We start from the raw sequence: 26,288 nt of genomic DNA on the forward strand, positions 1-26,288 counted from the left end.
TCACATCACCTTCTCTTTTTGGTCCATATACGTTGTGTAAATTTCCTCCATTGCACTTACCGTCTGCTCCTGTGCAAATGCGTGAGCCATAGAACGTCCCGCTTTCCCCATTAGGTGAAGCTGGTCCTTTTTATGGTAGAGCTGTTGTAAATAAACGGCTAAACCATTCACATCATTCGGTTTGATTAAAAAGCCGTTCACTCCATGTTTGACGAGCTCACAATGCCCTCTATTTTCTGTTGCAATCACCGGCTTTTCAGCTGACATTGCTTCAAGAAGATTCATCCCAAGTCCTTCTCTCAAGCTGGTTGATACACATACATCGCTCATATGCATCCAATCTTCGATGTGTTTGCAAAATCCCGCAAACTGTACATGTTCCTCAAGATTCAGCTGACAGACCAGCTTTTCATAGGACGACCGACTTGTCCCTTCTCCAGCAAATACAATTTTCACATGTGGTATATTCCGATACACCTGCGCGCAAGCTTCGATGAGCATTCCTTGATTTTTATTGTCATTTAATTCACCAGCACACAACACGATAAAATCTTGCGTGGTAAAACCATATACTTTACGAAGGCGGTCTTTTTCTTTGTCATCAACTGGTGCAAATCGCTTCATATCGACACCCATACCGGGAACATAATGCACAGCCGCCTTCTCTTTTGACAGACGATCGGCTCTTTCATAGTCTTCTCCATTAATGGTGATGAGTGCATCCGTATATTGAACGAGCCATCTCTCAACTGGATAATAAAGCAGCCAATTTTGAAGCGGTGCCCCCTTCCAAAAGTGAAACCCATGCGCTGTGTAAAGAACTTTCGTCCCTTTTTTGCGCGTCCCTTTGGCCGCTAGCCTGCCAATGACACTCCCCATCGGTGTGTGACAATGGATGAACTGATAATGCTCTTTTTCTAACAGCTTTTTCAGCTCCACATAAGCAAGCCGGTTGTGCAAATGAAAAGGGGAACGCTGAATCGGAATGGAATGCGCTTGATCCACATACGGTAGCTCCAGCTGGCCATTTGCCGCTGTATGCACTTCCCATCCTTGTTCCTGAAACCATCTGAAATACGGGAGATGGAACGCCTTAAAATGATAATCAACCGTTGCGCAAAACAAGACTTTTTTCTTCATTAGCAAGTGGCTCCTCCTCTCGTTGCATCGGTTCAGGCAATACATCATGCGACTCAATGGAGGCAAACAAGGCCTGTCTTAATTGATCGTCACTCATCATATTAAATTCGTGAATAAAGCGGTTCAGCACATACGGATCACCATCCAAGGCATGCCCGATATGGATTTTCGGGAAAATTTGCTCCTGTGCTTTTTCATGCTGGTTGAGTAACTCCTCGTACATTTTCTCTCCGGGACGAATCCCCGTAAATGTGATTGGAATCTGGTCTGTGGTGTAGCCTGAGAGGTGAATGAGGTTTTCTGCGAGGTCGACAATTTTGACTGGCTCCCCCATGTCTAAAACAAAAATCTGCCTTCCTTCTGCTAGTGCACCAGCTTGAATAACAAGCCTTGATGCTTCTGGTATCGTCATAAAATATCTTGTCATGGCTGGGTGCGTGACGGTCACTGGCCCGCCTTTTTCAATTTGTTTTTTAAAGATCGGAATGACACTGCCCCTGCTTCCGAGTACATTCCCAAACCGGACGGCGACAAATTTCGTTTCACTGCTTGCCCCCATTTGCATAATCACCATTTCAGCAAACCGCTTTGTCGCTCCCATCACATTGGCAGGGTTGACCGCTTTGTCAGATGAGATGAGGACAAATGTTTCAACTCCGTGCTCATGTGCAGCTTCTGCCACATTTTTTGTCCCGATAATATTGTTTTTCACCGCTTCTTTCGGGCTGATTTCCATGAGCGGGACATGTTTATGCGCGGCGGCATGATAAATCATATCCGGCTGAAAATGACCAACGATTTCACTCATTTTTTGTTTATCTTGAATATCCGCAATTTGTGGATATAGGCTAATGCTGTCTCCATACAATTCTTTCAGCTCTAGTAAAATAGAATGAATGCTAAATTCTCCATGTCCCACAAGCACAATCGCCCGAGGGGAAAATACACAAATTTGACGACAGATTTCTGACCCGATAGACCCGCCAGCTCCTGTCACCATAATCGTTTTTCCTTTTAGGTGAACGGATAGACGGCTTGTATCTAATTGAATCGGCTCTCTTCCAAGCAAATCCTCTGGCTGTACATCCCGCAATTGATTCAGCGCGTGGGTTCCTTTTAAAATCTGTTCCATTTCCGGCATAATCTGTGTTTTGATTCCAGTCGCTACACATTCCTTATATAGACCTTTTAATGTGTGACTGCTTTTGGATGGAATGGCGATAATGATTTTTTGAATATCCATCATCACAACAGCCGTTTGAATATGTTCTTTTCCCCCAAGAACAGGCAGCCCCATAATTTCAAGCTTATGCTTTGTTTTGTCATCATCAATGAAAGCGACCGGCTCAATATGTACATCACTCGACTGCTGAAGCTGACGAACGATAATGGTCCCGGCTGATCCAGCGCCAATGATTAGTGCCCGCTCCTTTTCAACTTGAAACCGCTTGGCACCATCATGAAACAGCCTGGATGCCATACGTGATGCACCGATGAATAACACATGGAAAAGCCAGACAATAAATAAAAAGCGAAATGGCCATGTCTGCACAAAAATGTACAGCATCGTCATGGAAAATAAAAATGAACACGCAAAGGTCTTCATTAAAGAAAATAGCTCTCTAACCCCTGTATAGGCCCATACTTGCTTGTACACGTGAAAAATATACGAAAACAAATGGTGCCCGATCAGTAGACTGAGCGAAGAAATGACGAGCATTTCAAATGTATATACGGTTAACGCCGCCTCTTGGACAAATTGAAAGCCAAAAAAGACGGCAACTAAGATGAGATATGAATCTAGTGCCACGATGATTGATAATCTTTGGGCGTAAGTCAACGCTCCTCCCCCTTTTTAAAACATCACTATTCTTACGTAAAATGGGCATCAAACCCGTCCTCACATCCCACTACCGATGACGAGCATCTAAGGCATATGTCATGCCCACAGCAGGATCGAGTGCCTCCGTTGTTAAAGATTAGGAGACATCACCTATCAATCTCTTTAATACATATAGTGCCTTCCCTTTTTCACTTTCTTGCCATTTAGCATCGCCCCAAGCAGTTTCCCTGTCGTACCCTCTAATACTTCTTTTGATTTCTTCACAGCGGCAATCTTCGTTTTACCGCTTAAAACCACAAGAATGCTTCCATCCGTCCGGTTTGCTAATATTTTGGCATCGGCTACAGGCAGAAGCGGTGTGGAATCAACAATCACCATGTCATACTGCTGTTCAATCTCGTAAAATAGCTGCTTCATCACAGAGGAGGAAAGCAGCTCAGCGGGATTTGGCGGAATGGTCCCACTCGGAAGCAGCTCTAAATGCTCAATTGGTGTAGGCAAAATGGCTTCTTCCAAACTGCAATTATTTAATAGCACATTGGTCAATCCGGTGTGCGGACTCAGATCAAAATATTCATGAATGGCAGGTTTACGTAAATCAGCATCCATGAGCAAGACCCGTTTTTTCTGCTGTGCAAAAACAGCTGCCAAGTTTGCAGCCGTAAATGATTTTCCTTCCTTCGGCAAGGAGGATGTGACCAATATCGACTTCAGCCTCGTTTGAATCGACGTGAATTCGATGTTCGTTCGGATCGTTCGGAATTGTTCCGCAATGACAGAGTGAGGATTTAATACAGAAATACAGGATAAATCTCTTTTTTCTCGTTTTTTCCTCTTAAAAATCAATGTTCTGTCCTCCCGTTATGACGGACTGCTTGTCTTTTTTTGCCCTCCTGTCCGCCTGCATCTGATAGACACTGCCGAGCGATGGCAATCCGATCTCTTCTCTTATTTGATGTGTTCGTTTCACCGTATCATCGAGTAAATTCATTAAGAAAATGAGTGTCATTCCCCCTAATACAGAGGCGCCTAGTGCCAGAACGATGTGAACGAATTTACGTGAGTTCATCAGTATCGTGTTGGACAGCTTGGCTTCAGACAAAACATTAATGCGATCCATATTCATGGTTTTTTTGATTTCTTCTTGCAGCACCTCTGTGGCTGTATTCGCAATGGCTACTGCCTTCGCTCGGTCCTCATCTTGTACAGAAATATTTATGACCTCTGACTCATTTTCTGTACTTGTGGCAATTTTGTGTTTTAATCCTTCCGCCGATTCTGTAAGATTGAGTGTTTCTTTTACTTTTTCAATAACGATTGGACTTTTTAATAGGACTTGAAAGGTACGTGTATATTGAAGGTTCATCTGAATATCGTTTAAATTCGCTTGTGCATCACTGCTTCGTTTATGAACAAGAATTTGAGTGGTTGCCTGATATACAGGAGTCGAGACATAGAACTGATAGTAGGCTGAAATGCCCGTTACGATCAGGACAATCAGGATCAGAAGGGCCATTTTCTCTTTTATGACAGAAAACAGCTGCTTAAAACCTATATTCTCATTCATAGATACCTCCCGATTTCATCATAAAAAGGTTATATATGGTTTCTTTTTGTTAATGATTGGATTATAAAAGATAATACCCGCAAAGAAAAATGTCATAATAGGTCTTATAGTTCTTTTTAAAGAACGAAATCGTTCGTTTTCTTTTGTTTACTTCCTGTTTCTTACGTTTTTGAATTTTATAAAGAACAATTTATTTCTTATAATGAACGAAAAGGTCGCAGAACGATTCGCCGGGGAGAAGGGAGATCATATATCGAATGATAGGAAAGGTGATACGCATTTACCGAAAGAGGAAAGGATACTCAATCCAGCAGCTGGCTGAAGATGCCCATGTCTCTAAATCGTATTTGAGTAAAATTGAGCGTGGTGTCCATCGTAATCCATCTGTCCAGTTTTTAAAAAAGGTATCCTCATCACTAGACATTGATTTACAAGAGCTGTTTGATGCAGAAACGATGATGTTTCATTACGCTGAGGGCGGTGAACAGGAGTGGCGGGATCATATCGTTCATGCCGTCCAATCTGGCATGCCTAAAGAAGAACTGTATCAGCTGCTCCAAACCTACAGAAAGGAGCAGGAAGGAAAGACGTTACATGTCCATCATAGAAAGCTGACCGACTCAAATATGTCAGAATGGAAGCGTCTCATGAGTGAAGCAAAGGCCATTGGCTTAACCATCGAGGAAGTGAAAGCGTTTCTTACCAATATGGGAGAACACCGGGCGTAAGCCACTGAGATCAAACCAATTTGCGGGGAGAGGCGCTTGTCGCTTCGATGAAATAGAGCCTTTTTATATGAAAAGGCTCTTTTCAGTTTATGGACAAAGGGCTAAAATGAACTTATTTTAGCCCTTTGTCTTCTTTTCAGCGTGATAGAAAACCTTTGCAGTCTAGGAGCGAATTCGACATTCGTGAGCACCAGCGCGCAGGACTGACACCGAATGCGAGGGTTTGTCTACATGCTGAGAGCCTTTTTGCATGAAAAGGCTCTGTTTTCTGTTATTCTTCTTTTTTGGTTCGTGCTTTTTTCGTAATATCATTGTTCTTCCAATAGGCCCATAGTGATGTGATGCCAAGAAAGGCTAACGTAATGAATTGCTGCACACCTTCTTCATCAATTGGAATTGGGCTTTTTCCTGCAGCAGTGAGAGCGCTGTTCACAAGTGCCAATAAAAGCAGCACAAGCCTCGCAATAGTGCCTGCACTAATTTTTTGAACCTTCAACTGTAACCCCTCCCCTTATCCTTTCATACGGGCGATACTGCTCGTTCCCTCTCATATGTATGCAAAAAGCGAATGAATAGAAGAACGAATCAAAAAAAGAGACATCATTCCTAGATGCGGAATGATGCCTTGATTTATGTGCTGTTTATTTAGAGAACATCTTTTTTGCTTCATCCATTGCCATTTTGTTGCCTAGAGCTGAATAATCTAACCATGGCTGATCGGCAATCGGATACACTTGGTTTTTCTTCACGGCTTTTAGGCCTTTCCAAATCGGCGTCTGCTCTAACTGTTTGAATGCCTGCTGCGCCTTATCATCACGGTTCACAACGACAAAAATAGCATCTGCATCAAAGTCAGGAAGCACTTCTTGAGAAATGACTTCAAATGGACGTTTGCTGTCCAGTTTTTTCACACCATCTACAGGTGTCAGTCCTAAATCATCGTATAAAATTGGCCCCATCGGACGTTTCATACTAAATACTCGAAGCTCTTTTGCTGTTACACGAATCGCCATCACTTTTCCATTTCCAATCTTTTTCTGGATGAGTGATTTGACTTCTTTTGCTTCTTGATTGTAGTCCTTAATATATTGATCGGCTTCTTTTTCTTTATTGACGAGCTTGCCGATTTTTTTCAAATGATCACGCCATGTGCCATCATTTAAATTAAACACTTCGGTTTTGGCGATTTTCTTGTATTTTGATAAATCTTGTCCAGCCAGTTCTTCATCGACGTAAATGACATCTGGTTTTAAAGCAAGCAATGACTCCATATCAGGATCTGCTGCGATGCCCAGCTTTTTCGTTTGGCTAAGCTGCTTTTTCGCATGTGGAAGGAAATCTTTTAAGTCTCCCCCTACAACAGAGCCAGCAGGTTTTATCCCGAGTGCTAATAAGTCATTTGTTAAATGAATCGACAAGGACGCAATCTTAGGTGTTCCGTTTTCATCTTGATTTGTTGTCTTCTTTGTTTCCTGTTGACCACAAGCGGCCAGAATCAAAAAACAGAGCGTTAAACCAAACACAAGTACTTTTTTCATGATGAGTTCCTCTTTCTTATTTTGTTTTTGTTAGTAAATAGAGAAAATAAGGTGCTCCGATAAAAGCCACAACCACACCTGCTGGGATGGCATTTGGGGCAAATATGGAACGTCCGAGTGTATCAGCACTGACCAAAATCAACAATCCAAGCAAAGCGCTCACTGGTAAAAAATATTGGTGCAGTGAGCCGACAAGACGCCTCGCCAAATGAGGTGCAACAAGGCCAATAAAACCAATTCCGCCTGTCATCGATACACTTGCACTTGCTAGACCAACAGCTAAGGTGAGAAGAAAAAGTCGTTTGCGCTCTACACGTACTCCGACACTTGAGGCGACGGCATCACCTAATGTTAACGCATTGAGTGTGCTGGACTGCATGAGCGTAAGCGGGACAAGACATACGATCCAAGGTAGGAGCGCAAGCACATGAATCCAGTCTCTTCCCCATACATTTCCCACAAGCCACCTTGAAGCGAAGGTGTATGTATCTTCATCCAGTTTCAATGACAAATATAACGTCAATGCACTAAACCCCGCAGCTACGGCAATTCCAACAAGGATCAGCCGGATAGGCACAAGCCCTTCATGCCTGTCGTACGCAAGAAGAACGATGACTGCCGCCGCAAGTAGGCCTCCACCAAATGTAAAGAGCGGAATGAGTAAAGATGGATTTCCTTCTAGTACGTGAAAATACGTCACAAAGATGATTAAGCCGAATGCGGCTCCTGCATTCAGACCAATAATCCCAGGATCGGCAAGTGGATTGCGGGATAAACTCTGCAAAATGCCACCTGCGATGCCTAGACCTATTCCAGCTAGTATCGTCACGACGATTCGAGGCAGACGATAATCAAACAGCACCGTCTCACTTTGGAAATCTCCAAAGCCAAATAACGTTTTGACGACAACGAGAGGACTGAGTTTCAGCGTGCCGGTATTTAAACTATACAGCACGACAGCCGCACTCAGACAAAGCAAAACGGCTGTCACGACAAGAGCACGCCGTTTCTCTTTCATGACAGGTTCCTCCCTTCTTTTCTGGCAATATATAAGAAGAAAGGAACACCAACAAGTGCCACCATGACGCCAATGGCAAGCTCTCTTGGCGGATTTACTGTCCGGCTGGCAAGATCAGCGAAGACGAGAAGCATTGCGCCTAAAATCGCTGACATCGGAATGACGAAACGATAATTGACCCCAACCAGCTTTCGTGCAATATGCGGAATGACAAGCCCGACAAACCCAATAGACCCAACCGCCGATACAGAAACGCCTGCCAACAGAACCGCAGCTGCCATACCTAGTATTCGCACTTGCCGGGTTTTCACCCCTAAATTCGCAGCTACATCTTCACCAAGTGATAATAACGAGAGGGATCGTCCTAATAACATCGCCCAAACGATGACAATGAGAATGACTGGAGCAAGGATCATCAGCTGCGGCCATTTGACACCTGCCACACCCCCTGCATACCAAAAAGCCAGATCCTGACTGAGATCAAAGTAAATGGCGATACCTGAGCTTAGCGCATGCAGCAATGCGGCAACAACAGCTCCAGCTACAGTGAGCCGAAGTGGAGTCAGCACGCCGCCAGCCGCCCCAATGGCAAAAATCAGCAGTGTACTGAGAACGGCACCAAAAAAAGAAAATAACATCAATGCCGAATAAGGCATTCCTGGAAAAAAAGCAAAACAGAGAGCGACTACAAACATCGCACCGCCGTTAATGCCTAATATCCCCGCATCTGCCAGCGGATTTCTTGTAATGCCTTGCATCAGCGCACCTGCCACAGCAAACGCAGCTCCAACAAGCGCAGCTCCTAACACACGAGGAAGCCTTAATTCATGAATGATCTGCTGCTCTGTCACATGAGACTGATAGTCAAACACAGCTGTCCAGACCGTTTGCAAAGACAATGACTTTGCACCGTATGAAACAGCCAAAAACATAGCCGCCAATAAACCAATGACAGCGAGAAAAAACAATAAAAAGAACAAAATAGGTGATGATCGTTTTTGTTGAGATGTTCGCTTATCCGGCAAAATCGGTGTCATCCTTTTCTTCATTAAAAGTCAGTTTGAAAATGAGAATCATAATCATCAAAATTATAGCTGTCAGCCTCTGAAAAATCAATGTACGGCTCATTTTTTTAATTATTGAAGGTATTGGTAGACGGCAAATAAGAGAATTCTTTCCTTCTGCTTTTTCTCGTTCTGAAAGACCTATCAATTTTTACAGTATTTTAATAGGAAAATAGTTGACATTCCGCATGAAAATCCCCTAAAATTACAAAAGTAAGTCAATTGTTATAAAAATATTACAAACAGATGTCAAAGGAATAAAGAATGACCCGTCATGAGAGGAGAATTGAAAGTTGTGTCAGTAAAGGGAAAATGGAGTATCATCCTATTTGCGCTTGCCATCGTCATTGGAACAGTTGCATTCTTTCAAAATCAGCAAGCAAGCGGTACAGAGAAGAAAAATGTGAAGCAGGATACGAATTATAAAAATGTTGAAATTGTTACTCTTGTAAATGACGGGAAGTTTATGAGATATGCGGTGAACTATCCACTTTTTCATCAAAAAAAGCTAGATGACAAGATTCAAAGCTATGCGAATTCAGCATTAGAGCATTTCAAAAAGACATTTAGTGAAGCAAAGGACATTGATGAAAACAAACGGTTTGAACTGAATATTGACTATGACATGGTGCACTATGCAAAACAATCTGCGGCCATTTATTTTACGACCTATACATATACAGGTCAGCAAAATGGGACCACTCACCACGTCACAATCAATTTCGATTTTCAGAAAAAAGACTTTCTTGACACAAAAGATTTATTTCAACCAAAAAAGGACTATTTGAAAAAATTATCCTATATTACATACACGGAGCTTAAAAAAGATAAAACCTTGTCTAAGGATCTATCACTCCTTCAAAAAGGAACAGCCCCTACTGATCAAAACTTCAGTCAATTCGCCTTAAAAGAGAAATATATAGAGTTCTATTTCCCAGCTTCTCAAGTAGCCGCAAAGGACTTAGGTCCGCAAACGCTGGCGATCAAAAAGACGTTGCTAAAAGATATCTTGAAGCCGGAATATATGAATAAGACCAAAAATCAGAATGAAATCAAAGAACCGAATCCAAAAAGAAAAGCCGTCAAGCTGCCGCAAAAGCCAAAGCTTGATCCGAATAAAAAAGCCATCGCACTCACATTTGATGATGGTCCAAACCCAGCCACAACTTCAACCATTTTAGCAGCGCTGAAAGAAAATAAAGGACACGCCACCTTTTTCGTATTAGGAAGCAGGGTTCAGTATTATCCTGGAATGCTTGCCGACATTTTAAAGGGCGGAAATGAGATCGGAAACCATTCATATAACCATCCTTTATTAACGAGACTCCCTCTAAAAGAAGCGGTCAAACAAGTAAAAGACACGCAGAAGCTGATTGAAAAGGCCAGCGGTTATACTCCTACGCACTTTAGACCGCCATATGGAGGAACAAATCCCGACATCAATCAAGCGGTGGGCATGAACGTTTCATTGTGGGATGTCGATCCTGAAGACTGGAAAATTCGCAACAGCCAGCAGATCACAAACCATGTTCTCTCACATGCAGCAGATGGCAAAACCGTACTCATGCACGATATTTATGACAGCTCTGCTCGAGCAGCAGTGAAGATCATACATGAACTCACCAAACAAGGCTACCAGCTTGTCACAGTCAGCGAACTTGAACAATTGAAAAAAGAACGAAACGAACAGACCCCTGTGCAGTAAACACAGGGGCTTTTTTTTATGACTCTAACAACTTCTTTCTTTTTAACAATGCTTGAAACGTCTCTTCAAGCTCACGAGAAGGCTCGATGCTTAAACGACTGAGCACTTCAGACAGCTGCATATCAATCAGCAAGAGCTCTTCTTCTTTCTTTGTAGCAGTTGGCTTTTCTTCCTTTTGTTTATATTCTTCATAGGTGCCATCAAAGCGTTCAATGGTACCCTCGTGCACATGAAGAATACGAGTAGCCACCTGCTCAATGAGCCGCCTGTCGTGGGAGACAAACACAACTGTGCCCGGGTAATCTTTTAAAAGTCCTTCAAGCGCTTCTACTGCCGCAAGGTCTAAAAAGTTCGTCGGTTCATCAAGCATCAGAACATTGGAATCACTGACGAGCAACTTTGCAAGCATCGTCTTCACTCGTTCCCCGCCGCTTAATACGTTCGTCAGCTTATACACATCGTCTCCCCGAAACCCAAGTCTCGCTAAAACGGTGCGAACGATCGTCTCATCTTGAATCGCCTGTTCCAGTGCATTTTGTAAGATCGATTCATCTAGATTCAGTCCTGAAAGATCTTGGCTGAAATAGCCAATCTTCACGGCTTCTGAACGAAAAATCCCGGGATGTCCGTTTACAAGCATTCGGAGAAATGTCGTTTTACCGCTCCCATTCTTCCCAATGATCGCGACTTTGTCTCCGCCTCTCACTTCAACATTCGCCTTTTTCCAAAGGACTTTATCTCCTGCCATGCCATCTACATGTTCGACACGAAAAATGGAGCGGCTTGCCACTTCCTTCATGGTGTGCTGCGTCATTTGAAGAGGCTGGACTTCCTTTACCTTCTCCACCTTTTCTAATTTCTCCATTCTTGTTTCAATAGATTTGGCTGTTTTTTGAAGCTTTTTTTGCTTGTTTGCATAATAAGGCTTTGCAATTTTAGGCCCCGAGGATTTCAGCTTTGGAGATGGCTTTGTCGCTTTGTCGGCTTTTTTCATTTTCTTTTGCAGTGCATGTTCTAACTGTTTTTTCTTTTGGGTATACACCTCGTACGCCTCCACGTGCTGGCGATGTTCGAGTTCTTTTTGCCGGGCAAAATCGCTGTAGTTGCCTTTGTATAGTTTGAGCTTCCCATCTTCCAATTCCCAAATGTCTGTACATAACGCATCTAAAAAAGCACGGTCATGCGAGACGACAATCAGAGCACCTTGATGATGACGAAGCTTTTCTTCTAGCCACTCAATATGCTCCGTATCTAAATGAGTCGTCGGTTCATCGGCTAATAAAAGGGCAGAAGGCCGGCTTAAAGCTCTCTCAATATAAGCTTGAGTCATCTCTCCGCCACTTTGTCTGCCATCTCCTGTCTTTAGTTGAGGAAGCAGCGTACAAGTTGTAGTGTGTGCAAATGTGCCGCTGTCTGGTTTTTCCCTACCCGCCAGTACATGGAGCAATGTCGTTTTCCCACTGCCATTTGTCCCTACAAGGCCGATTCGGTCCCCTTGATGAATGGCAAGCTCCTCTATATCAAATAACAAACGATCCTTTCGAAATACTTTTAATTGGTGGGCTCTCAGTAACATCCAACCCTCTCCTTTCGTATCAGGAGACATGAAAAAGCCTCCCATTCTCAGAATAGGAGGCAAAATGGTGTACAAAAATAAGCGTATCGATACAGAATGACATGCGGTTCATCAAATGAGCACACATATCCCCCGTATCCATCACTTCAATCTTTGATTCCCAAGCTGTACCATCCTATTCCGAAGCTAAAAAATGAAAACGCAGCAAACATAGCAACACATATCGTTTGCTCACTGCCTTCGTTCTTTCATTTTGCTTACAGGTCATAGGATTAGTACTTCATTGCATTGGGTCACCCTTCCGTCGTTTATTACGTATACGATAAAAGATTGGTTATTTTTTGTCAAGTGGGTTTCCTATTAAGACAGGCTGGCCAACTTGAGTAAACACCTTACCTATTGCATCTGTTTCGCTTGCATAAACTGATCAATGACACGTAATGCTTTTTCTGTTCCACCTGCTGTTTGGAAACTTTCTTCAATCTTTTCAATCCCAGCACGGTATGTGTCACTTCCGAGTACACTCTCTACAGTATCTCTCAACTGCCTTGCTGTCAGCTGGTCTTTATCGAGTGCACGAGCAGCAGAGAGATCCGTCAGTCTTTTTGCCACCATCGGCTGATCTTTGTCAACCGGGATGACAACCATTGGAACATGATAATGAATACCTTCATTGACACTGTTCATCCCGCCGTGGGTTACAAACACATCTGTCAGTTCAAGGACTTCAAGCTGCGGCACATAAGGCTCGATGAGAAAATGAGATGGCGCTTCTTTTAGGAGAGACATGTCGATTTTTTCACCAGTTGCGAGAATCACTTTTCCATCAAAGTCGGCAAAGGCATCAATACACATATTAAAGAATGCTTCAGTATCTCCAAGAACCGTTCCCATTGAAATAAAGACAACCTTCTCCCGCTCAAGCGCTTCTAATGGGAAATCGTGCTGGTCAGCACGTTTTAGAAAACTCGGTCCAATGAAAACAAACGAATCATCCAATGCATCAACAGACGGCTGAAAATATTCACTTGTATACACCATATTCAGTTCGCCGCGGTTTTTCATGAATTGCATCAAATGCTTTGGCTGAACGCCAAAACGTTCATGTATTTCTTCTAACAGATGAGCCGCCTTCTCATCTTTTCTGTATAGAGGTGTATCAAAATGCGCCTCCTGCAGCACAAAAGAAGGATTCGAACCGACGCCTGGAATCTGTAAGTAATCCCGCACAAGCTCACCTGCTCCAAACATATCAAAATAGACCAAATCAAATGAATGCTGTTGAGAAAGAGTTTCCACCACTTCTAAAATGTCTAATGACGTTTGTAGCATGGCATGAAAAAATGGCTGCATGGACTCCAAATCGTCTTCTTCCACGCTTAATGTCCGAATATAATCTGGATGTATATGTATGTGAGCGCCTAAGCGTTTGATCCGTTTTTGATAATGTTCAGTTGTGACCACATGCACTTCATCACCTCGATCAACAAATGCTCTTATCATCCCTAACATTGGGTTCACATGTCCTTCAGCTGGGAACGTAATCATTAAAACCTTCGCCACAAGAATCCTCTCCTTATTGTCAATTCCCTTCCATGTTAATCTTATACAGTGATCAGGCTCAACAAATACGCCTGAAAAGGGGATAAATGAGTCTTAGGGCTAGTATTTTTAAGAGGATAGCAGAAAAAAAGACAAAGCCTCCTTTTTAAGTGCTTTGTCTTTTTTCTATTAATTTTTGAGCAGCATTTGTTTAAACGCAGCAGACTGTTTTTCAATTGAGATTGGATCAGCATAGATAAATTCTTTGATTGAATAGGTTAGAACATGTCCTTGTTTTACTGCTTTATTCTTCTTCCATACACCGCTACCTGTGATATCAGAATTAGGTGCTTTTCCATCCTTTGTTGGTACAAGTAAATAGTCACCTGTATACTCGTTCATCTCTTCTAATGAAATACCGAGATACCCTTCTTTTGGTAGAGCTTTCTCTGCTTTTTCAGGCAAACTGAATCCATACCCTTGATAGATAACCTCTCCTCCACGACCAAAGTCTGTACCAAATAAGTACACCTGCTTAGGCTGCACATCCATAATGGAGAACGTCTTGTCTTCACCAATTTTTGCTTTGACCTCTTTGCCGTCTTTTTTCAGCTGCTCGTCCATTTCTTGTATTTGTTTTTTGGCTAACGATTCTTTTCCAAGAATCTTTCCGATTTCAATATGCATCTCTTTAAAGCTATGTTCACTTGTTGTGAAAGTAATTGTTTTTGCGATCTTTTTATATTTTTCAACTTGATCATTTTGTGAATACGCAATAATGAGATCAGGTTTCAGTTTGGCGATTGCCTCCACATTTTCTATCGGCACCCTCTTCACACCTGTTTCATCTAAAAAGGATGATTTAGGATAAACATCTGTCATGCCAACAGGTGTCACACCTAACTTTTTAAAATTTCCAAGCTGTGCTGTTAACACAACAATTCGTTTCGGTTTGTCTGGAATGGTGATCTTTTCACCCGTTTCAGTTGTATATGTACGAGTATTTGATTCTTGTTCTTTATTGTCTTTCTGCCCGCAAGCCACCAACAATACTGCCAGCAGACTCATAAGCCAAATCATTTTTTTCACTTACGAAACCACCTTTAATTGAGAATGATTATTAATTATAACATAAGCAGTGTGGTTTAGATGTAAAGTTTTAGCAGTGAACGCCACATACAAAAAACCCTCTTCTGATGGAGAGGGTTCGAGAAACCTTTTTCAATTGTGAACTAGGTTGGATGCACACGCTGAGAATCTATAAAACCCCGACACGATAGATGTTATTACAGGATATTATGAAAGCAAAACACCCTTTAGTCGAAGAACATCATTCAAACATTAAAATTTTGGGGTCTTGATTGTAACAGTGAACAAGCATAGCATGTAATTGTCCCCTATGATGATAAACATGTGCTAATATCTCTAACAACCATTCATACCTTGTATATGTCACACCCCAATAGGAAGTGGTACGAGACAGTAGTTCTGTGTCCGATAATTTCATATAATTATTTTTTAATGAATGGAAATTAGTCATTAAGCCTTTTTCTATCGACTTTACAGTTTTATATGATACATTAGCATAAAATGTTGCCATCTCTTCTTGGGTCGCCTCATTTGCAATACGCCAGTCAGCTTCACAAATGATCGCAATGTGTTCCAGCAACTCTCCGATAGACTGCTTATGAGGTGTTGGTCTTTTTTGTAAATCAGCTTCTTCTAATTGACTTACTATTTTTATCAATGTTTTAACAGCTACTTCAATTTGATGTAAAACACTTTCACAATTCATTAGTGCCTCCTTATGAATGAATTTTGCCCTTTTCGTTGAACAAGCTTTTAGAATATTGATGAACTGACTTTATACTCCAATAATAGATTAAGTTTACTTGATTACCTATCATCAAGAAAATTTGTCTTTTTAACAATATTAATCTGTGTTTTTCGATACAAAATGAACGCGCTAATACATAGTGAAGTTCCTCTCAATTCACTCACACAATACCACTCATAAAAAAACAAAAAAACCCTTTATTTCAAAGGGTTTTCAAGTTCTTTCATAAATAATCCATCGGATACTCAAGACGCGCTCGGAGGGATTCGAACCCCCGGCAGACGTGGTACCGGAAACCACCGCTCTATCCAACTGAGCTACGAGCGCACGATATGTTTTTTGAACGTCAGCATATCAAATTATAAGGGAAATGCTGCAAGAAAGCAATGATTAATCGCTATCCCTGTCGATGCATTTTCTTCATTCCCATACATATACTCATATGATGGTTTGAAGTGGAAGAGTTTTGGGGAAAATGGATAGGGGTATTTGATTTTAGGTCAGCATTTTGTTTGACCTTTATTGACCAAAAATGTATCATTGAATTACATACTTACCTAAAAGGTGAAGGAGGAACATTATGAATTTAATACCTACAGTCATTGAGCAAACAAATCGTGGGGAAAGAGCTTACGACATTTATTCTCGTCTTTTAAAAGACCGTATTATCATGCTTGGTTCTGCGATCGATGACAATGTTGCCAACTCCATCGTATCACAGCTTCTCTTCTTAGAAGCCGAGGATCCAGAAAAAGATATCTCTATCTACATTAACAGCCCTGGCGGTTCGATCACAGCTGGTATGGCCATTTACGATACGATGCAATTTATTAAACCAAAGGTATCAACTATTTGTATTGGTATGGCTGCATCTATGGGTGCGTTCCTGCTTGCTGCTGGTGAAAAAGGTAAGCGTTATGCCCTTCCAAATAGTGAAGTGATGATTCACCAACCACTAGGTGGTGCGCAAGGTCAAGCAACAGAAATTGAAATTGCGGCAAAACGAATCCTTTCTTTACGCGATAAACTGAACCAAGTACTTGCTGAACGTACTGGTCAGCCAATTGAAGTCATTGAGCGCGATACAGATCGTGACAACTTCAAAACAGCGGAAGAAGCACTTCAATACGGACTCATTGACAAAGTCTTGACCCGTAATTCAGAAGAACAAAAATAATCACAAAACAAACCGTCTGCTCTTTGAACAGGCGGTTTTTTGTTATGCATCTGTTTTAAGACAGCTCCGTCCATTTCTGCTGAAGAGACGGTGTTTGATAGGAAGCCATCTGTGAAATCAATTCTTCCGGTTCTCCAGAGGCATGCAGCAATTGAAGGTGTGATTCATTCGAAAAACCTTCCTGTACACTGAACGTCACCATGTCGAGGAGCGGTTTGAAATACTGATTCACTTGATACAATCCGATTGGCTTTTGATGGATGCCAATTTGCGCCCAGCATAGCACCTCAAATAATTCTTCATATGTACCAAAACCACCTGGCATGGCAATAAACCCATCGGCCAGCTCGCTCATTTTCGCTTTTCGTTCATGCATTCCTTTGACTTCAATGAGTTCAGTGAGCTCTTGATGCACAACCTCTCCTCTAAAAAGCCCTTTTGGCATGACTCCGATCACTTGCCCGCCGTTTTTTAATACCTCATCCGCTATAGCGCCCATTAAGCCAATTCGTGAGCCACCGTATACAAGACGGATTCCTTGCTCTGCCATATAAGCCCCTAGCTCGACAGCTTTTTGTTTGTAGATGTCATTCACACCTGGATTCGAACCAGCAAACACACAAATCGTTTTCATCAAAACAGCTCCATCTCTCTCTATGATTTCTTCACCCACTCATTCTACTATAATTCATTGTAAAGAAACAGCCACTCCATCTATATATAGTGTAAAATCAGAAGGTGAACACCATATAAGGAGCTGTATAAAGAGAATGCAAACAACTGAAATGGAAAAATGGATCAAAGATTTCTACAAAATGAGAAATTGGACAGAATACGGGCCGTTTATCAGGTTAGGTTTCCTGATGGAAGAAACAGGAGAACTCGCTCGTGCAGTCAGGGCGGTCGAAATTGGACGCGATCGACCTGATGAGAAAACACAGGAGGACGCCGCGTTAAGAAAGGACCTTATTGAAGAAATGGGAGATGTCTTAGGAAATCTACTAGTTCTAGCTGATCTCTATGATGTAACAGTAGAAGAGATCTTCTCTTCCCATCAACAGAAACTCACACAACGGTTTTCTAGTGAAAAAGAGCAGGTAAAAAGCACGTGACCGACATGTCACGTGCTTTTTTTAGCCTTTTATAGCTGCTGTGGTGAAATATCATCCGTTCGTTCAAAGAAATGCTGCTTTCCAATGTGATGGAAAAAACCGGTACGATGCAAAAGCTCTTTTGGCTGTGATTGAAGCCCTACAATCATCAATTTTCCATTGTGATGCTTTAATCGATTGGAAATGTTCATCAGAACCGCTTCTGCTGAGGTGTCCATATAATTCACTTTGTTCATAAGCAAAATGAGTGTTTTCGGCTTTGTCTGAACATGATCCAAAATCGAATTTTCCAATGAATCGGTTGTACCGAAAAAGAGTGGCCCTTCAATCGAATACATACTAATCCCTTTCTGATCGGTCTCCCTTTCTAAGGCAGCCGCCGTTTCGATTTGAGGAACAGCGACATTTGTGTGGATATTCGTTGTCTGGCTCATTTTTTTGATAAAGGCGATAAACGCTAAAATGAGACCTGCAGTCACCCCAATAATCAAATCACCGATGACCGTTAGCAGGAAGGTCACGACAAGCACAAGGGAATCCGCATTTTTGACTTTGACAATATTGATAAACTCTTTTTTCTCACTCATATTCCACGCCACAAACATCAAAATCGGTGCCATGGCAGCAAGCGGAATCATCGATGCATATGGTGCAAATAACATTAAGATGAGCAAGACGACGACACCATGCACGACTCCTGAAATGGGGCTCGCTCCACCATTTTTAATGTTTGTTGCCGTACGAGCAATCGCTCCAGTCGCTGGGATCCCTCCGAAAAGCGGTGCCGCCATATTGGCAATTCCTTGCCCGACAAGCTCCTTGTTGCTGTCATGCTTTGAGCCTTTCATATTATCAGCAACCATAGCTGACAAGATGGACTCCACGCCGCCCAAAAGCGCAATGACAATAGCCGGCGGCAGCAAATAAATCATTTTTTCAATCGTTAATTCAGGAAAAGCGAAAGTTGGCAGTTGACGAGGGATTTCGCCATATGCAGAGCCGATGGTTTCAACTTGTCCTTGAAAAAAGAGAACAGCTATAAATGTTGAAACGAGTAGACCTAATAGAGCACCAGGTATTTTGGGAATGTATTTTTGTGCCGCCAAAATCACGATGAGCCCAACAATCGCTGTGAGAATGGCGAGACTGTTTGCGGTACCAAGATGGACCACGATCTCTCTCATATTGAGGAAAAAGCTTTCATGCTTTTCAACACCCTTTAATCCGAGGAAGTTGGCAATCTGTCCTGAAAAAATAATGACAGCAATGCCAGCAGTAAAGCCGATGATAACCGGACGAGGAATAAATTTCATGAGCTTTCCTAGTTTGAATATTCCGAATAAGACAAGCATACAGCCTGCCATAAAACCAGCAATGAGCAAGTTTTCGATACCGTACTGGCTGACGATCCCGAATAAAATTGGAACAAATGCCCCGGTCGGTCCGCCGATCTGATACTTTGAACCACCAAACAATGAAATCAAAATGCCGGCAACGATGACTGTGTATAATCCGTATTCTGGTCCGACACCAGATGCAATGGCAAAAGCCATGCCTAAAGGAATTGCCACAACGCCCACGACAAGCCCAGCGATTAAATCGCGTCTAAACTTTGATGAATCATAACCTTCAAATCTTCCATAAAAACGCATGGTATGTGTTGGCCTCCTTCAAGTATGTGTAGATGATTTAGGTATATTGCGGGTCGATCTGTTTATCTTTTATAACGACATCCAGCTTTCCTGTTGCCGGATGAATCACTAGTCCATGAACAGCTACATCACTTGGCATGAGCGGGTGCTCTTTGACTAATTTCACACTTTGGGATACGCTCTCTTCCACTGAATCAAAGCCTGTCAGCCAGCCCTTTAAATCGACACCTGCGCTTTTCACAATGCTCAAACACTTTTCCTCAATTCCCCTTGCTTTTGCCTTTTCAAGTAAAGGGTCTGCCGCAAGGCCTGCCATTCCGCATTCATGATGTCCGACAATGCATACTTCCTCTGCTTTCAGCTCATAAATGGCTAGTAAAATACTCCGCATGACACTGCCAAATGGATGTGTGACGATGGCTCCTGCATTTTTAATGATCTTCGCATCACCGTTACGAAGCCCCATGGATTGGGGTAATAATTCCAACAGGCGTGTGTCCATACAAGTTAATATAACCAATTTCTTCTCAGGAAATTTTCCCGCCTTGAAAGGCTCATACTGTCTCTCTTTCACAAAATCTGCATTGTGCTGAAGAATCTGTTCTAATGTTGAATCCATCCTGTCATCTCCTATCTTTTTTAAGTGATTGTAACGCCTTACCTGGCCTCCTTTTCCCTTGTGTGTTCTCAAGCATAGAGAAGAAAAATGATAGAAAAAAAAGAAAAAAATGAGAAAACGATGAGAGAATATGTAATCATTTTCTCTATTTTGCTCTTTGTTCCGCTTCAGCACAGGGCAGAGGCGGCTTTTGCTTACAAACGATGGCTTTCATTTCACCAAAAGACGATGAAATGGTTTAGTAGAAAATGACCATCCCGTTTAATACACTGCAAATATAATAAATTTTCTATCAAAAAGTCTCGATCTTTTTTCCAATTTGTCAGATTATCTCTCGAAACATCTAGCGTTTTTCTATGACTCATCTACTAATCACTCGTTTTTCTACATCGTAAAAAGACATCAGAGGGCCATGTCATTTACTCTTTCACTATAAAAATCTCTCCTTTTCCGTTATTTCAGTATATTAAATATTGAGTAGCTCATATTCAAACGTGTACTGCCAAAATGGTTGCTTTATAATAAAAAGAGAAAGATGACCATGTGAAAGGAGCGAGTTGATGATGAAACCACATATTTTTGTCGCCAAACCCTTACCTGCCGCTTTTGAAGACATGCTAAAGGAACATTGTACATACGAGGTATGGCAGTCAAAGGACCCGATCCCAAGAGATCTATTATTTGAGAAGCTGCAGAAGGCTGATGGCCTTTTAACATCAGGTACGAAAATTGATCAAGATTTATTAGATCATGCACCTCAACTCCAAGTGGTAAGCAATAATTCAGTCGGCTATGACAATTTTGATCTAGAAGCCATGAGACAAAGAGGCGTGATTGGTACGCACACGCCTTATACACTCGATCATACCGTTGCTGATCTTGCCTTTTCTCTCATTCTCTCTTCTGCGAGGAGAATTGCCGAGCTTGATCGTTTTATCCGCGAGGGAAAATGGACAAAATTTGTTCAAGAAGAAGACATATTCGGCATTGATGTCCATCATCAAACGCTTGGGATCATTGGGATGGGACGAATCGGTGAGCAAGTAGCCAAACGAGCCGCTCATGGTTTTGATATGAACGTCCTCTATCACAACCGGAGCCGGAACGAGAAAGCCGAATCGGCATATGGCGCTGTATATTGCGCACTGGATGACTTGCTGAAGCAAGCTGATATCATTGTGTTAATCACACCACTGACGGATGAGACGTACCATATGATAGGAGAGCGGGAATTGAAATTAATGAAGCCGACAGCTTTATTCGTGAACATCTCCCGCGGAAAAACCGTCGATGAGAAAAGCCTCATTCAAGCACTGCAGGAAGGGTGGATTAAAGGAGCTGGTCTGGATGTGTATGAGCAAGAACCGCTTCAGGAAGATCATCCTTTCAAAGAGATGGACAATGTCACGCTTGCCCCGCATATCGGTTCCGCTACTGAAACGACAAGAGACCTTATGCTGAAACGAGCCATTCATAATGTGCTTCATGGAATTGATGGCAAAGCCCCTGTTGATATTGTGAAGGAGCTTGCCTCATCTTAATTGAAAAAAGGCGCAGGAAACTGCGTCTTTTTGTTTACGTCATCTAGAAACAGTAGGTCAAAAAGCCTCATTTTTTCCAATCTCCTGATTCTTTACATTCTCTTCATATGCCGGTGCTATAATATGAGGTAGACAAGCATCAAGAGGACGGCATCCCATTTCCTTTTGAGGAGGATCAAGATGAAAAAAATAAGTTCGATTTTTACTCTGTTCGCTCTGATTGCTGCCATTCTGTTTTCTGGATTTATCCCGCAGCAAGTCCATGCAGAAACACCACTTACACCAACAGCCACAAATGAGACTGCTTCCGTACAGCTTGCACCAGACCTTCGTACCCTTGCCGTCATTAATACCTTTGATGGTGTAGCAGATTACTTAATCCGCTATAAACGACTACCTGATAATTACATCACCAAATCACAAGCGAGCGCCCTCGGATGGGTGGCATCAAAAGGAAATTTAGCTGAAGTCGCGCCAGGCAAAAGCATCGGTGGAGACGTATTCTCTAATCGGGAGGGACGCCTTCCATCCGCTAGTGGCCGTACATGGCGTGAAGCCGACATCAACTACGTCTCCGGTTTCCGTAATGCTGACCGCCTAGTATACTCAAGTGACTGGCTCATTTATAAAACAACCGATCACTATGCGACATTTACGAGGATTCGTTAATCAATGAAAAAGACAGCCCTAAGTCAAAAGGGCTGTCTTTTTTCATATTGTTTACGGAAGCAGTTTTTGTACGTACTCCTCAAACGGTTGTGAGAGTGATTTCTTCGATACTTCTTCCTGTTCATGTATCGTGACATGATCCTCTGTCACGATCACACGACCTGTTGGTGTCAGTTTGGATGCAAGCAGCCTTTTGTTAAAAGGAGAGGCTTCATTTTCATAAATCTCATGCCGCAATTGCACAAGTGTATCTTCACCGACTTCTTTTAATGTGAAAGCATAACCTGTTTCAGCACCTGCTCCCCTATCCAATTGGAGTAGATGGGTTCCTTTTTCTGTTTCCTCTGCGTTCACGCGAAAACGAAGGGACGGTGCTTCCACCCATTCACCTGTAAAAGGGACGGGCTGAAGGGGTAAATTCACACCAAATCCTGCATCAATGAGGTAGCGCTCATGATGATGTTGAAGGACGATGGCTACATGCGTCCCATCCAGTGCCCACTTCTCTGCTTCTTTGTTATATACGGTCCCTTGAACGAGCTTTACGGCGAGACCTGCCTCTTTTAAGACATAATATAAGAGCGGATTGAGGTCATAGCAAAGCCCACCTCTGCTGCCTTCCAGAAGATGATGCTTCAAACCTTCTTGATCCAAAGCATAGGCGTGTTTACCCACCACAGATCTATTTTCAAAAGGAAAGGTATAAGCCATCTTCCTTAGTAAATCCGGTAATTGATCAAACGTAATGGACGCGGCTTCGTATCCAATTTTCTGTAAAAAGGCTGATTGAATCACAACTTTCCCTCCTAAAAAAACTGAGCCCTTGAAAGAGACTCAGTTTTCTTGATTGATAAAATCCGTTAACGCCTCGATGGCTTCTTGTTCATCTGCTCCATCAGCTATTAGTTTGACGGTGACCCCAGAGCTGATCGCAAGACTCATCAGTCCCATAATACTCTTCGCATTGACCTTTTTCCCATCTTTCTCTAGAAAAATATCAGCACCAAAACGATTGGCTTCTTGAACGAACAAAGCAGCCGGACGTGCCTGCAAACCCGTTTTCAGCTGAATTGTGACCGTTTTTTCCACCATATGATCTGCCTCCCTTTTTTATTTCCCTATTTGAGTGTAACAGCTTGTCCGTTTCTTAATTGTTCTGCAATTTGATCTAGCTTTCTTAAACGGTGATTAATGCCTGATTTGCTGATCTTGCCGCTTTCCACCATTTCGCCAAGTTCCTTTAATGTGACTTCTTGGTAGTCAATACGCAGTTGCGCAATTTCACGCAGCTTATCTGGCAGGGCGTCTAGTCCAATCTTTTCGTCAATGAATTGAATATTTTCAACCTGGCGCAGTGAGGCACCGATCGTTTTATTCAAGTTTGCTGTTTCACAATTGACGAGCCGGTTCACTGAATTCCTCATATCTCGGACGATGCGCACGTCTTCAAAACGAAGCAATGAGTTATGAGCACCCACAACACTTAAGAATTCCGTAATTTTCTCCGCTTCCTTCATGTATGTGATAAAGCCTTTTTTGCGTTCAAGTGTTTTACTGTTAAGATGGAATTGATTCATGAGCTCACAAAGGGCATCATTATGTTCTTTGTATAGTGAAAAAATCTCAAGGTGATACGAAGAGGTTTCTGGATTATTCACAGAACCTCCTGCTAAAAAAGCACCTCTCATATAGGAACGCTTGCAGCATCTTTTCTTCACAAGTTCTTCTGAAATGTTGCGTTCAAATACAAATTGTTCACCTAATATCTTTAGGTCCTCTAAAATGGTTTTCGCTCGTTCTACCAGTCTGACAATATACACATTATTCTTTTTTAATCTCATTTTTTTACGAACGAGCAGCTCGACAGTCACATCGTATTTCTTTTTCAAAAGGGTATAAATACGTCTTGCAATGGCTGCGTTCTCTGTCTGTATATCTAAAATCAATTTTCGATTAGAAAAAGATAATGAACCGTTCATACGGATGAGGGCAGAAAGCTCTGCTTTTGTGCAGCAGTCCTTCACTTCCAGATTAGTCAGCTCTTTTTTTGTTTCGGATGCAAATGACATCCTTGCCACCCCCATTCCTATTTTTTCTGATGCAGCAAATCGACAAGCAGCGCAGCTACTTTCAACGTATCATGACGAATCACATGCTGGTCATATGTAATGATTTCCCCAGGGATGACTTCTAGTCCCATGGCTTTGAGTACATCTGTGTCGAATTGTACAGGCTGCGCCTGTTCTTCTGCATATTTTGCTTTGATTTCTTCTGGAATTTCTTTATTGTTCACAAATATCGTATCGATAAATGGTCGGTCCATATGATCGTTTAGTGCCTGCACATGATCAGCTGCACTGTAGGAAAGCGTTTCCCCTGGCTGTGTCATGACATTGCAAATATAGACTTTTTTCGCCTTAGAACGAATGACTTCTTCGCCAATATGCGGTACAAGCAAGTTTGGCAAGATACTTGTATACAAGCTGCCAGGTCCAAGGACGATCAAGTCGGCTTCACGAATGACTTGAATCGATTCTGGGAGCGGCTCAATCGTATCGGGTGTGAGGAACACTCGTTTAATTCGCTCACCATAGGTTGGGATTTTTGATTCTCCTGTTACCACTTGCCCGTTTTCTAATTCCGCATGAAGAACAACACTTGAATTCGCTGCTGGCAATACTTTTCCTCTCACATTTAAGACCTTGCTCATTTCTGTGACGGCATGAAAAAAATCACCGGTTATATTCGTCATAGCCGCAAGAATGAGATTGCCGAGAGAGTGGCCTGTTAAGTCATTCCCTTTATTAAAACGGTGCTGAAATAAATCTTCTACAAGCGGTTCGACATCAGAGAGTGCCGCAAGTACATTTCGAATATCGCCTGGAGGCGGAATATTCAAATCATGTCGCAGTCTGCCTGAGCTGCCTCCATCATCAGCTACCGTCACAATGGCGGTAATGTCCACTGGCTTTGTCTTTAATCCTCTAAGTAAAACAGATAAGCCAGTGCCTCCGCCAAGAATGACAACCTTTGGTAATGTCGTCATCTATTTTCTGCTTCTCTTTTCAATGTCCCGGTGAGTGACATGTGTATAGTAGTCATTTTTAAAATACTCCGATAAGTAGTTCGCTAGCGTCACTGATCGATGCTGTCCGCCTGTACAGCCAATAGCGATCACCAGCTGACTTTTCCCTTCTCGTTTATAGGACGGAAGCATAAAACTGAGAAGGTCAATTAATTTCTCTGTGAATTTTTGTGTCTCGCTCCATTTCATTACATAGGAGCGTACTTCTTCATCGTTTCCAGTCTGTGGACGCATGCTCTCAATATAGTAAGGATTCGGCAGAAATCTCACATCAAATACAAGATCAGCATCAATCGGCAGACCGTATTTAAAACCGAAGGACATCACATTCACTGTAAACACCTGCCCTTGGCTCGTGGCAAAGTGTGCGACAATTTTTTCTCGAAGCTGTTTGGGTTTTAAATCCGATGTATCAAAAATCATTTGAGCCCGGCCTTTTAACTCTTCTAACAGATCGCGTTCCATCTCAATTCCTTCGAGCGGCAAACCTGTTGTCGCAAGGGGATGAGAACGTCTCGTTTCTTTATATCTTGAGACTAGCACCTTATCGTTTGCATCTAAAAATAGAATCCTTGGTGTGATCCAGCCGATATCACTCATCTCATCTAAGGCAGCAATTAAGCTATCAAAGAATTCGCGTCCGCGCAAATCCATCACAAGGGCCACCTTGCTCATCTTTGAATTCGATTCCTTCATGAGCTCTAGAAACTTCGGTAAAAGTGATGGCGGTAAGTTATCCACACAAAAGTAACCTAAGTCTTCAAAGCTTTGGATGGCAACGGTTTTCCCCGCACCTGACATCCCTGTAATAATCACAAGCTGAATATCATCTTGTTTGTGCGTATTCATGCCTGCTCCCTCTCCTTCTTTATGAA

General features: G+C 42.3%; 25 protein-coding genes, 1 tRNA gene and 1 pseudogene. 6 read left to right on the forward strand and 21 right to left on the reverse strand.

The features are described from left to right. From NST73_RS16165 to NST73_RS16180, 4 genes are all read right to left on the reverse strand, one after another. Positions 1-1,140, reverse strand: a complete 1,140-nt coding sequence (locus NST73_RS16165) for a glycosyltransferase family 4 protein (RefSeq protein ID WP_342499212.1) — start codon at positions 1,138-1,140, stop codon at positions 1-3. Then, on the reverse strand, positions 1,106-2,980 hold the full coding sequence (locus tag NST73_RS16170; RefSeq protein WP_342499213.1) for a nucleoside-diphosphate sugar epimerase/dehydratase: 1,875 nt from the start codon (positions 2,978-2,980) through the stop codon (positions 1,106-1,108). The genes NST73_RS16165 and NST73_RS16170 overlap by 35 nt, the downstream gene beginning before the upstream one ends. 165 nt (positions 2,981-3,145) lie before the next feature. Continuing rightward, complete coding sequence (locus NST73_RS16175; protein WP_008347761.1) at positions 3,146-3,829, reverse strand: CpsD/CapB family tyrosine-protein kinase; 684 nt, start codon at positions 3,827-3,829, stop codon at positions 3,146-3,148. Continuing rightward, complete coding sequence (locus NST73_RS16180) at positions 3,819-4,550, reverse strand: Wzz/FepE/Etk N-terminal domain-containing protein (RefSeq protein WP_024719858.1); 732 nt, start codon at positions 4,548-4,550, stop codon at positions 3,819-3,821. The genes NST73_RS16175 and NST73_RS16180 overlap by 11 nt, the downstream gene beginning before the upstream one ends. 257 nt (positions 4,551-4,807) lie before the next feature. Here NST73_RS16180 and NST73_RS16185 point away from each other — a divergent pair, with 257 nt between their 5' ends. Beyond that, complete coding sequence (locus NST73_RS16185) at positions 4,808-5,278, forward strand: helix-turn-helix domain-containing protein (protein ID WP_007500131.1); 471 nt, start codon at positions 4,808-4,810, stop codon at positions 5,276-5,278. Positions 5,279-5,549: 271 nt separating this feature from the next. Here NST73_RS16185 and NST73_RS16190 read toward each other — a convergent pair whose 3' ends face one another. From NST73_RS16190 to NST73_RS16205, 4 genes are all read right to left on the reverse strand, one after another. Beyond that, entirely contained in the window at positions 5,550-5,774 is a 225-nt protein-coding gene (locus tag NST73_RS16190; RefSeq protein ID WP_008347764.1) for a phage holin, read from the reverse strand. A 145-nt stretch (positions 5,775-5,919) separates the two neighbouring features. Then, positions 5,920-6,816, reverse strand: coding sequence for an iron-hydroxamate ABC transporter substrate-binding protein (locus tag NST73_RS16195; RefSeq protein ID WP_007500130.1), 897 nt, complete (start codon positions 6,814-6,816; stop codon positions 5,920-5,922). Positions 6,817-6,832: 16 nt separating this feature from the next. Next, positions 6,833-7,834, reverse strand: coding sequence for an iron ABC transporter permease (locus NST73_RS16200; RefSeq protein ID WP_025208010.1), 1,002 nt, complete (start codon positions 7,832-7,834; stop codon positions 6,833-6,835). Then, positions 7,831-8,859: an iron ABC transporter permease gene (locus NST73_RS16205; RefSeq protein ID WP_025208011.1), complete on the reverse strand. Its 1,029-nt coding sequence runs from the start codon at positions 8,857-8,859 to the stop codon at positions 7,831-7,833. Before NST73_RS16205 ends, NST73_RS16200 begins: the two co-directional genes overlap by 4 nt. Positions 8,860-9,193: 334 nt before the next feature. On the opposite strand from NST73_RS16205, the gene NST73_RS16210 reads away from it, so the two are divergent. Beyond that, positions 9,194-10,603 carry a polysaccharide deacetylase family protein gene (locus NST73_RS16210; protein WP_096881881.1) on the forward strand — a complete coding sequence of 470 codons (1,410 nt, stop codon included), beginning with the start codon at positions 9,194-9,196 and terminating at the stop codon, positions 10,601-10,603. A gap of 16 nt (positions 10,604-10,619) precedes the next feature. On the opposite strand, the gene abc-f is transcribed toward NST73_RS16210, so the two are convergent. The 5 genes from abc-f to NST73_RS16235 all read right to left on the reverse strand — a co-directional run bounded on the left by abc-f (position 10,620) and on the right by NST73_RS16235 (position 15,885). Further along, the gene (abc-f, locus tag NST73_RS16215) at positions 10,620-12,179 is read right to left on the reverse strand and encodes an ABC-F type ribosomal protection protein (protein ID WP_217967809.1); all 1,560 of its coding nucleotides are present in this window, start codon (positions 12,177-12,179) and stop codon (positions 10,620-10,622) included. A 396-nt stretch (positions 12,180-12,575) separates the two neighbouring features. Further along, positions 12,576-13,742, reverse strand: coding sequence for a macrolide family glycosyltransferase (locus NST73_RS16220; protein ID WP_326242361.1), 1,167 nt, complete (start codon positions 13,740-13,742; stop codon positions 12,576-12,578). A 168-nt stretch (positions 13,743-13,910) separates the two neighbouring features. Continuing rightward, a complete protein-coding gene (locus tag NST73_RS16225; RefSeq protein ID WP_234879727.1) occupies positions 13,911-14,801 on the reverse strand; it encodes an ABC transporter substrate-binding protein in 891 nt (296 codons plus the stop codon). A 250-nt stretch (positions 14,802-15,051) separates the two neighbouring features. Then, entirely contained in the window at positions 15,052-15,516 is a 465-nt protein-coding gene (locus NST73_RS16230; protein ID WP_251185077.1) for a DinB family protein, read from the reverse strand. A gap of 293 nt (positions 15,517-15,809) precedes the next feature. Further along, positions 15,810-15,885: transfer RNA gene (locus NST73_RS16235), tRNA-Arg, on the reverse strand. A gap of 253 nt (positions 15,886-16,138) precedes the next feature. Here NST73_RS16235 and clpP point away from each other — a divergent pair. Further along, positions 16,139-16,735: an ATP-dependent Clp endopeptidase proteolytic subunit ClpP gene (gene clpP, locus NST73_RS16240; RefSeq protein WP_024719872.1), complete on the forward strand. Its 597-nt coding sequence runs from the start codon at positions 16,139-16,141 to the stop codon at positions 16,733-16,735. A gap of 55 nt (positions 16,736-16,790) precedes the next feature. Here clpP and NST73_RS16245 read toward each other — a convergent pair whose 3' ends face one another. Next, a complete protein-coding gene (locus tag NST73_RS16245) occupies positions 16,791-17,369 on the reverse strand; it encodes a TIGR00730 family Rossman fold protein (protein ID WP_024719873.1) in 579 nt (192 codons plus the stop codon). Positions 17,370-17,505: 136 nt separating this feature from the next. Here NST73_RS16245 and NST73_RS16250 point away from each other — a divergent pair, with 136 nt between their 5' ends. After that, positions 17,506-17,847, forward strand: coding sequence for a MazG-like family protein (locus tag NST73_RS16250; RefSeq protein WP_047945650.1), 342 nt, complete (start codon positions 17,506-17,508; stop codon positions 17,845-17,847). Positions 17,848-17,876: 29 nt separating this feature from the next. On the opposite strand, the gene NST73_RS16255 is transcribed toward NST73_RS16250, so the two are convergent. Together NST73_RS16255 and NST73_RS16260 are read right to left on the reverse strand one after the other, a co-directional pair. Further along, positions 17,877-19,499 carry a SulP family inorganic anion transporter gene (locus tag NST73_RS16255; protein WP_326242362.1) on the reverse strand — a complete coding sequence of 541 codons (1,623 nt, stop codon included), beginning with the start codon at positions 19,497-19,499 and terminating at the stop codon, positions 17,877-17,879. 37 nt (positions 19,500-19,536) lie between these two features. Then, entirely contained in the window at positions 19,537-20,118 is a 582-nt protein-coding gene (locus NST73_RS16260) for a carbonic anhydrase (protein WP_024719876.1), read from the reverse strand. Between the two features lie 563 nt (positions 20,119-20,681). Between NST73_RS16260 and NST73_RS16265 the strand changes: the two genes are divergently transcribed. Then, positions 20,682-21,659 (forward strand): D-glycerate dehydrogenase, encoded by a 978-nt coding sequence (locus tag NST73_RS16265; RefSeq protein ID WP_326242364.1) that lies wholly within the window; start codon positions 20,682-20,684, stop codon positions 21,657-21,659. 342 nt (positions 21,660-22,001) lie between these two features. Continuing rightward, positions 22,002-22,328: pseudogene (locus NST73_RS16270) on the forward strand (ribonuclease); the annotation flags it as partial. Between the two features lie 51 nt (positions 22,329-22,379). On the opposite strand, the gene NST73_RS16275 reads toward NST73_RS16270, so the two are convergent. Genes NST73_RS16275 through rapZ form a run of 5 tightly spaced genes read right to left on the reverse strand, consistent with a single transcriptional unit; the run spans position 22,380 to position 26,262 of the window. Next, positions 22,380-23,123, reverse strand: coding sequence for an arylamine N-acetyltransferase (locus tag NST73_RS16275; RefSeq protein ID WP_160757982.1), 744 nt, complete (start codon positions 23,121-23,123; stop codon positions 22,380-22,382). A 39-nt stretch (positions 23,124-23,162) separates the two neighbouring features. Then, on the reverse strand, positions 23,163-23,420 hold the full coding sequence (locus NST73_RS16280) for an HPr family phosphocarrier protein (protein WP_342499214.1): 258 nt from the start codon (positions 23,418-23,420) through the stop codon (positions 23,163-23,165). Between the two features lie 26 nt (positions 23,421-23,446). Then, positions 23,447-24,397: a DNA-binding protein WhiA gene (gene whiA, locus NST73_RS16285; RefSeq protein ID WP_008348125.1), complete on the reverse strand. Its 951-nt coding sequence runs from the start codon at positions 24,395-24,397 to the stop codon at positions 23,447-23,449. Between the two features lie 17 nt (positions 24,398-24,414). After that, positions 24,415-25,374 (reverse strand): YvcK family protein, encoded by a 960-nt coding sequence (locus NST73_RS16290; protein ID WP_008348128.1) that lies wholly within the window; start codon positions 25,372-25,374, stop codon positions 24,415-24,417. After that, the gene (gene rapZ / locus NST73_RS16295; RefSeq protein ID WP_024719879.1) at positions 25,375-26,262 is read right to left on the reverse strand and encodes an RNase adapter RapZ; all 888 of its coding nucleotides are present in this window, start codon (positions 26,260-26,262) and stop codon (positions 25,375-25,377) included. Between the last annotated feature and the right edge of the window lie 26 nt (positions 26,263-26,288).

The sequence above is a fragment of the Bacillus sp. FSL W7-1034 genome, assembly GCF_038593365.1.
Lineage (GTDB): Bacteria > Bacillota > Bacilli > Bacillales > Bacillaceae > Bacillus > Bacillus altitudinis.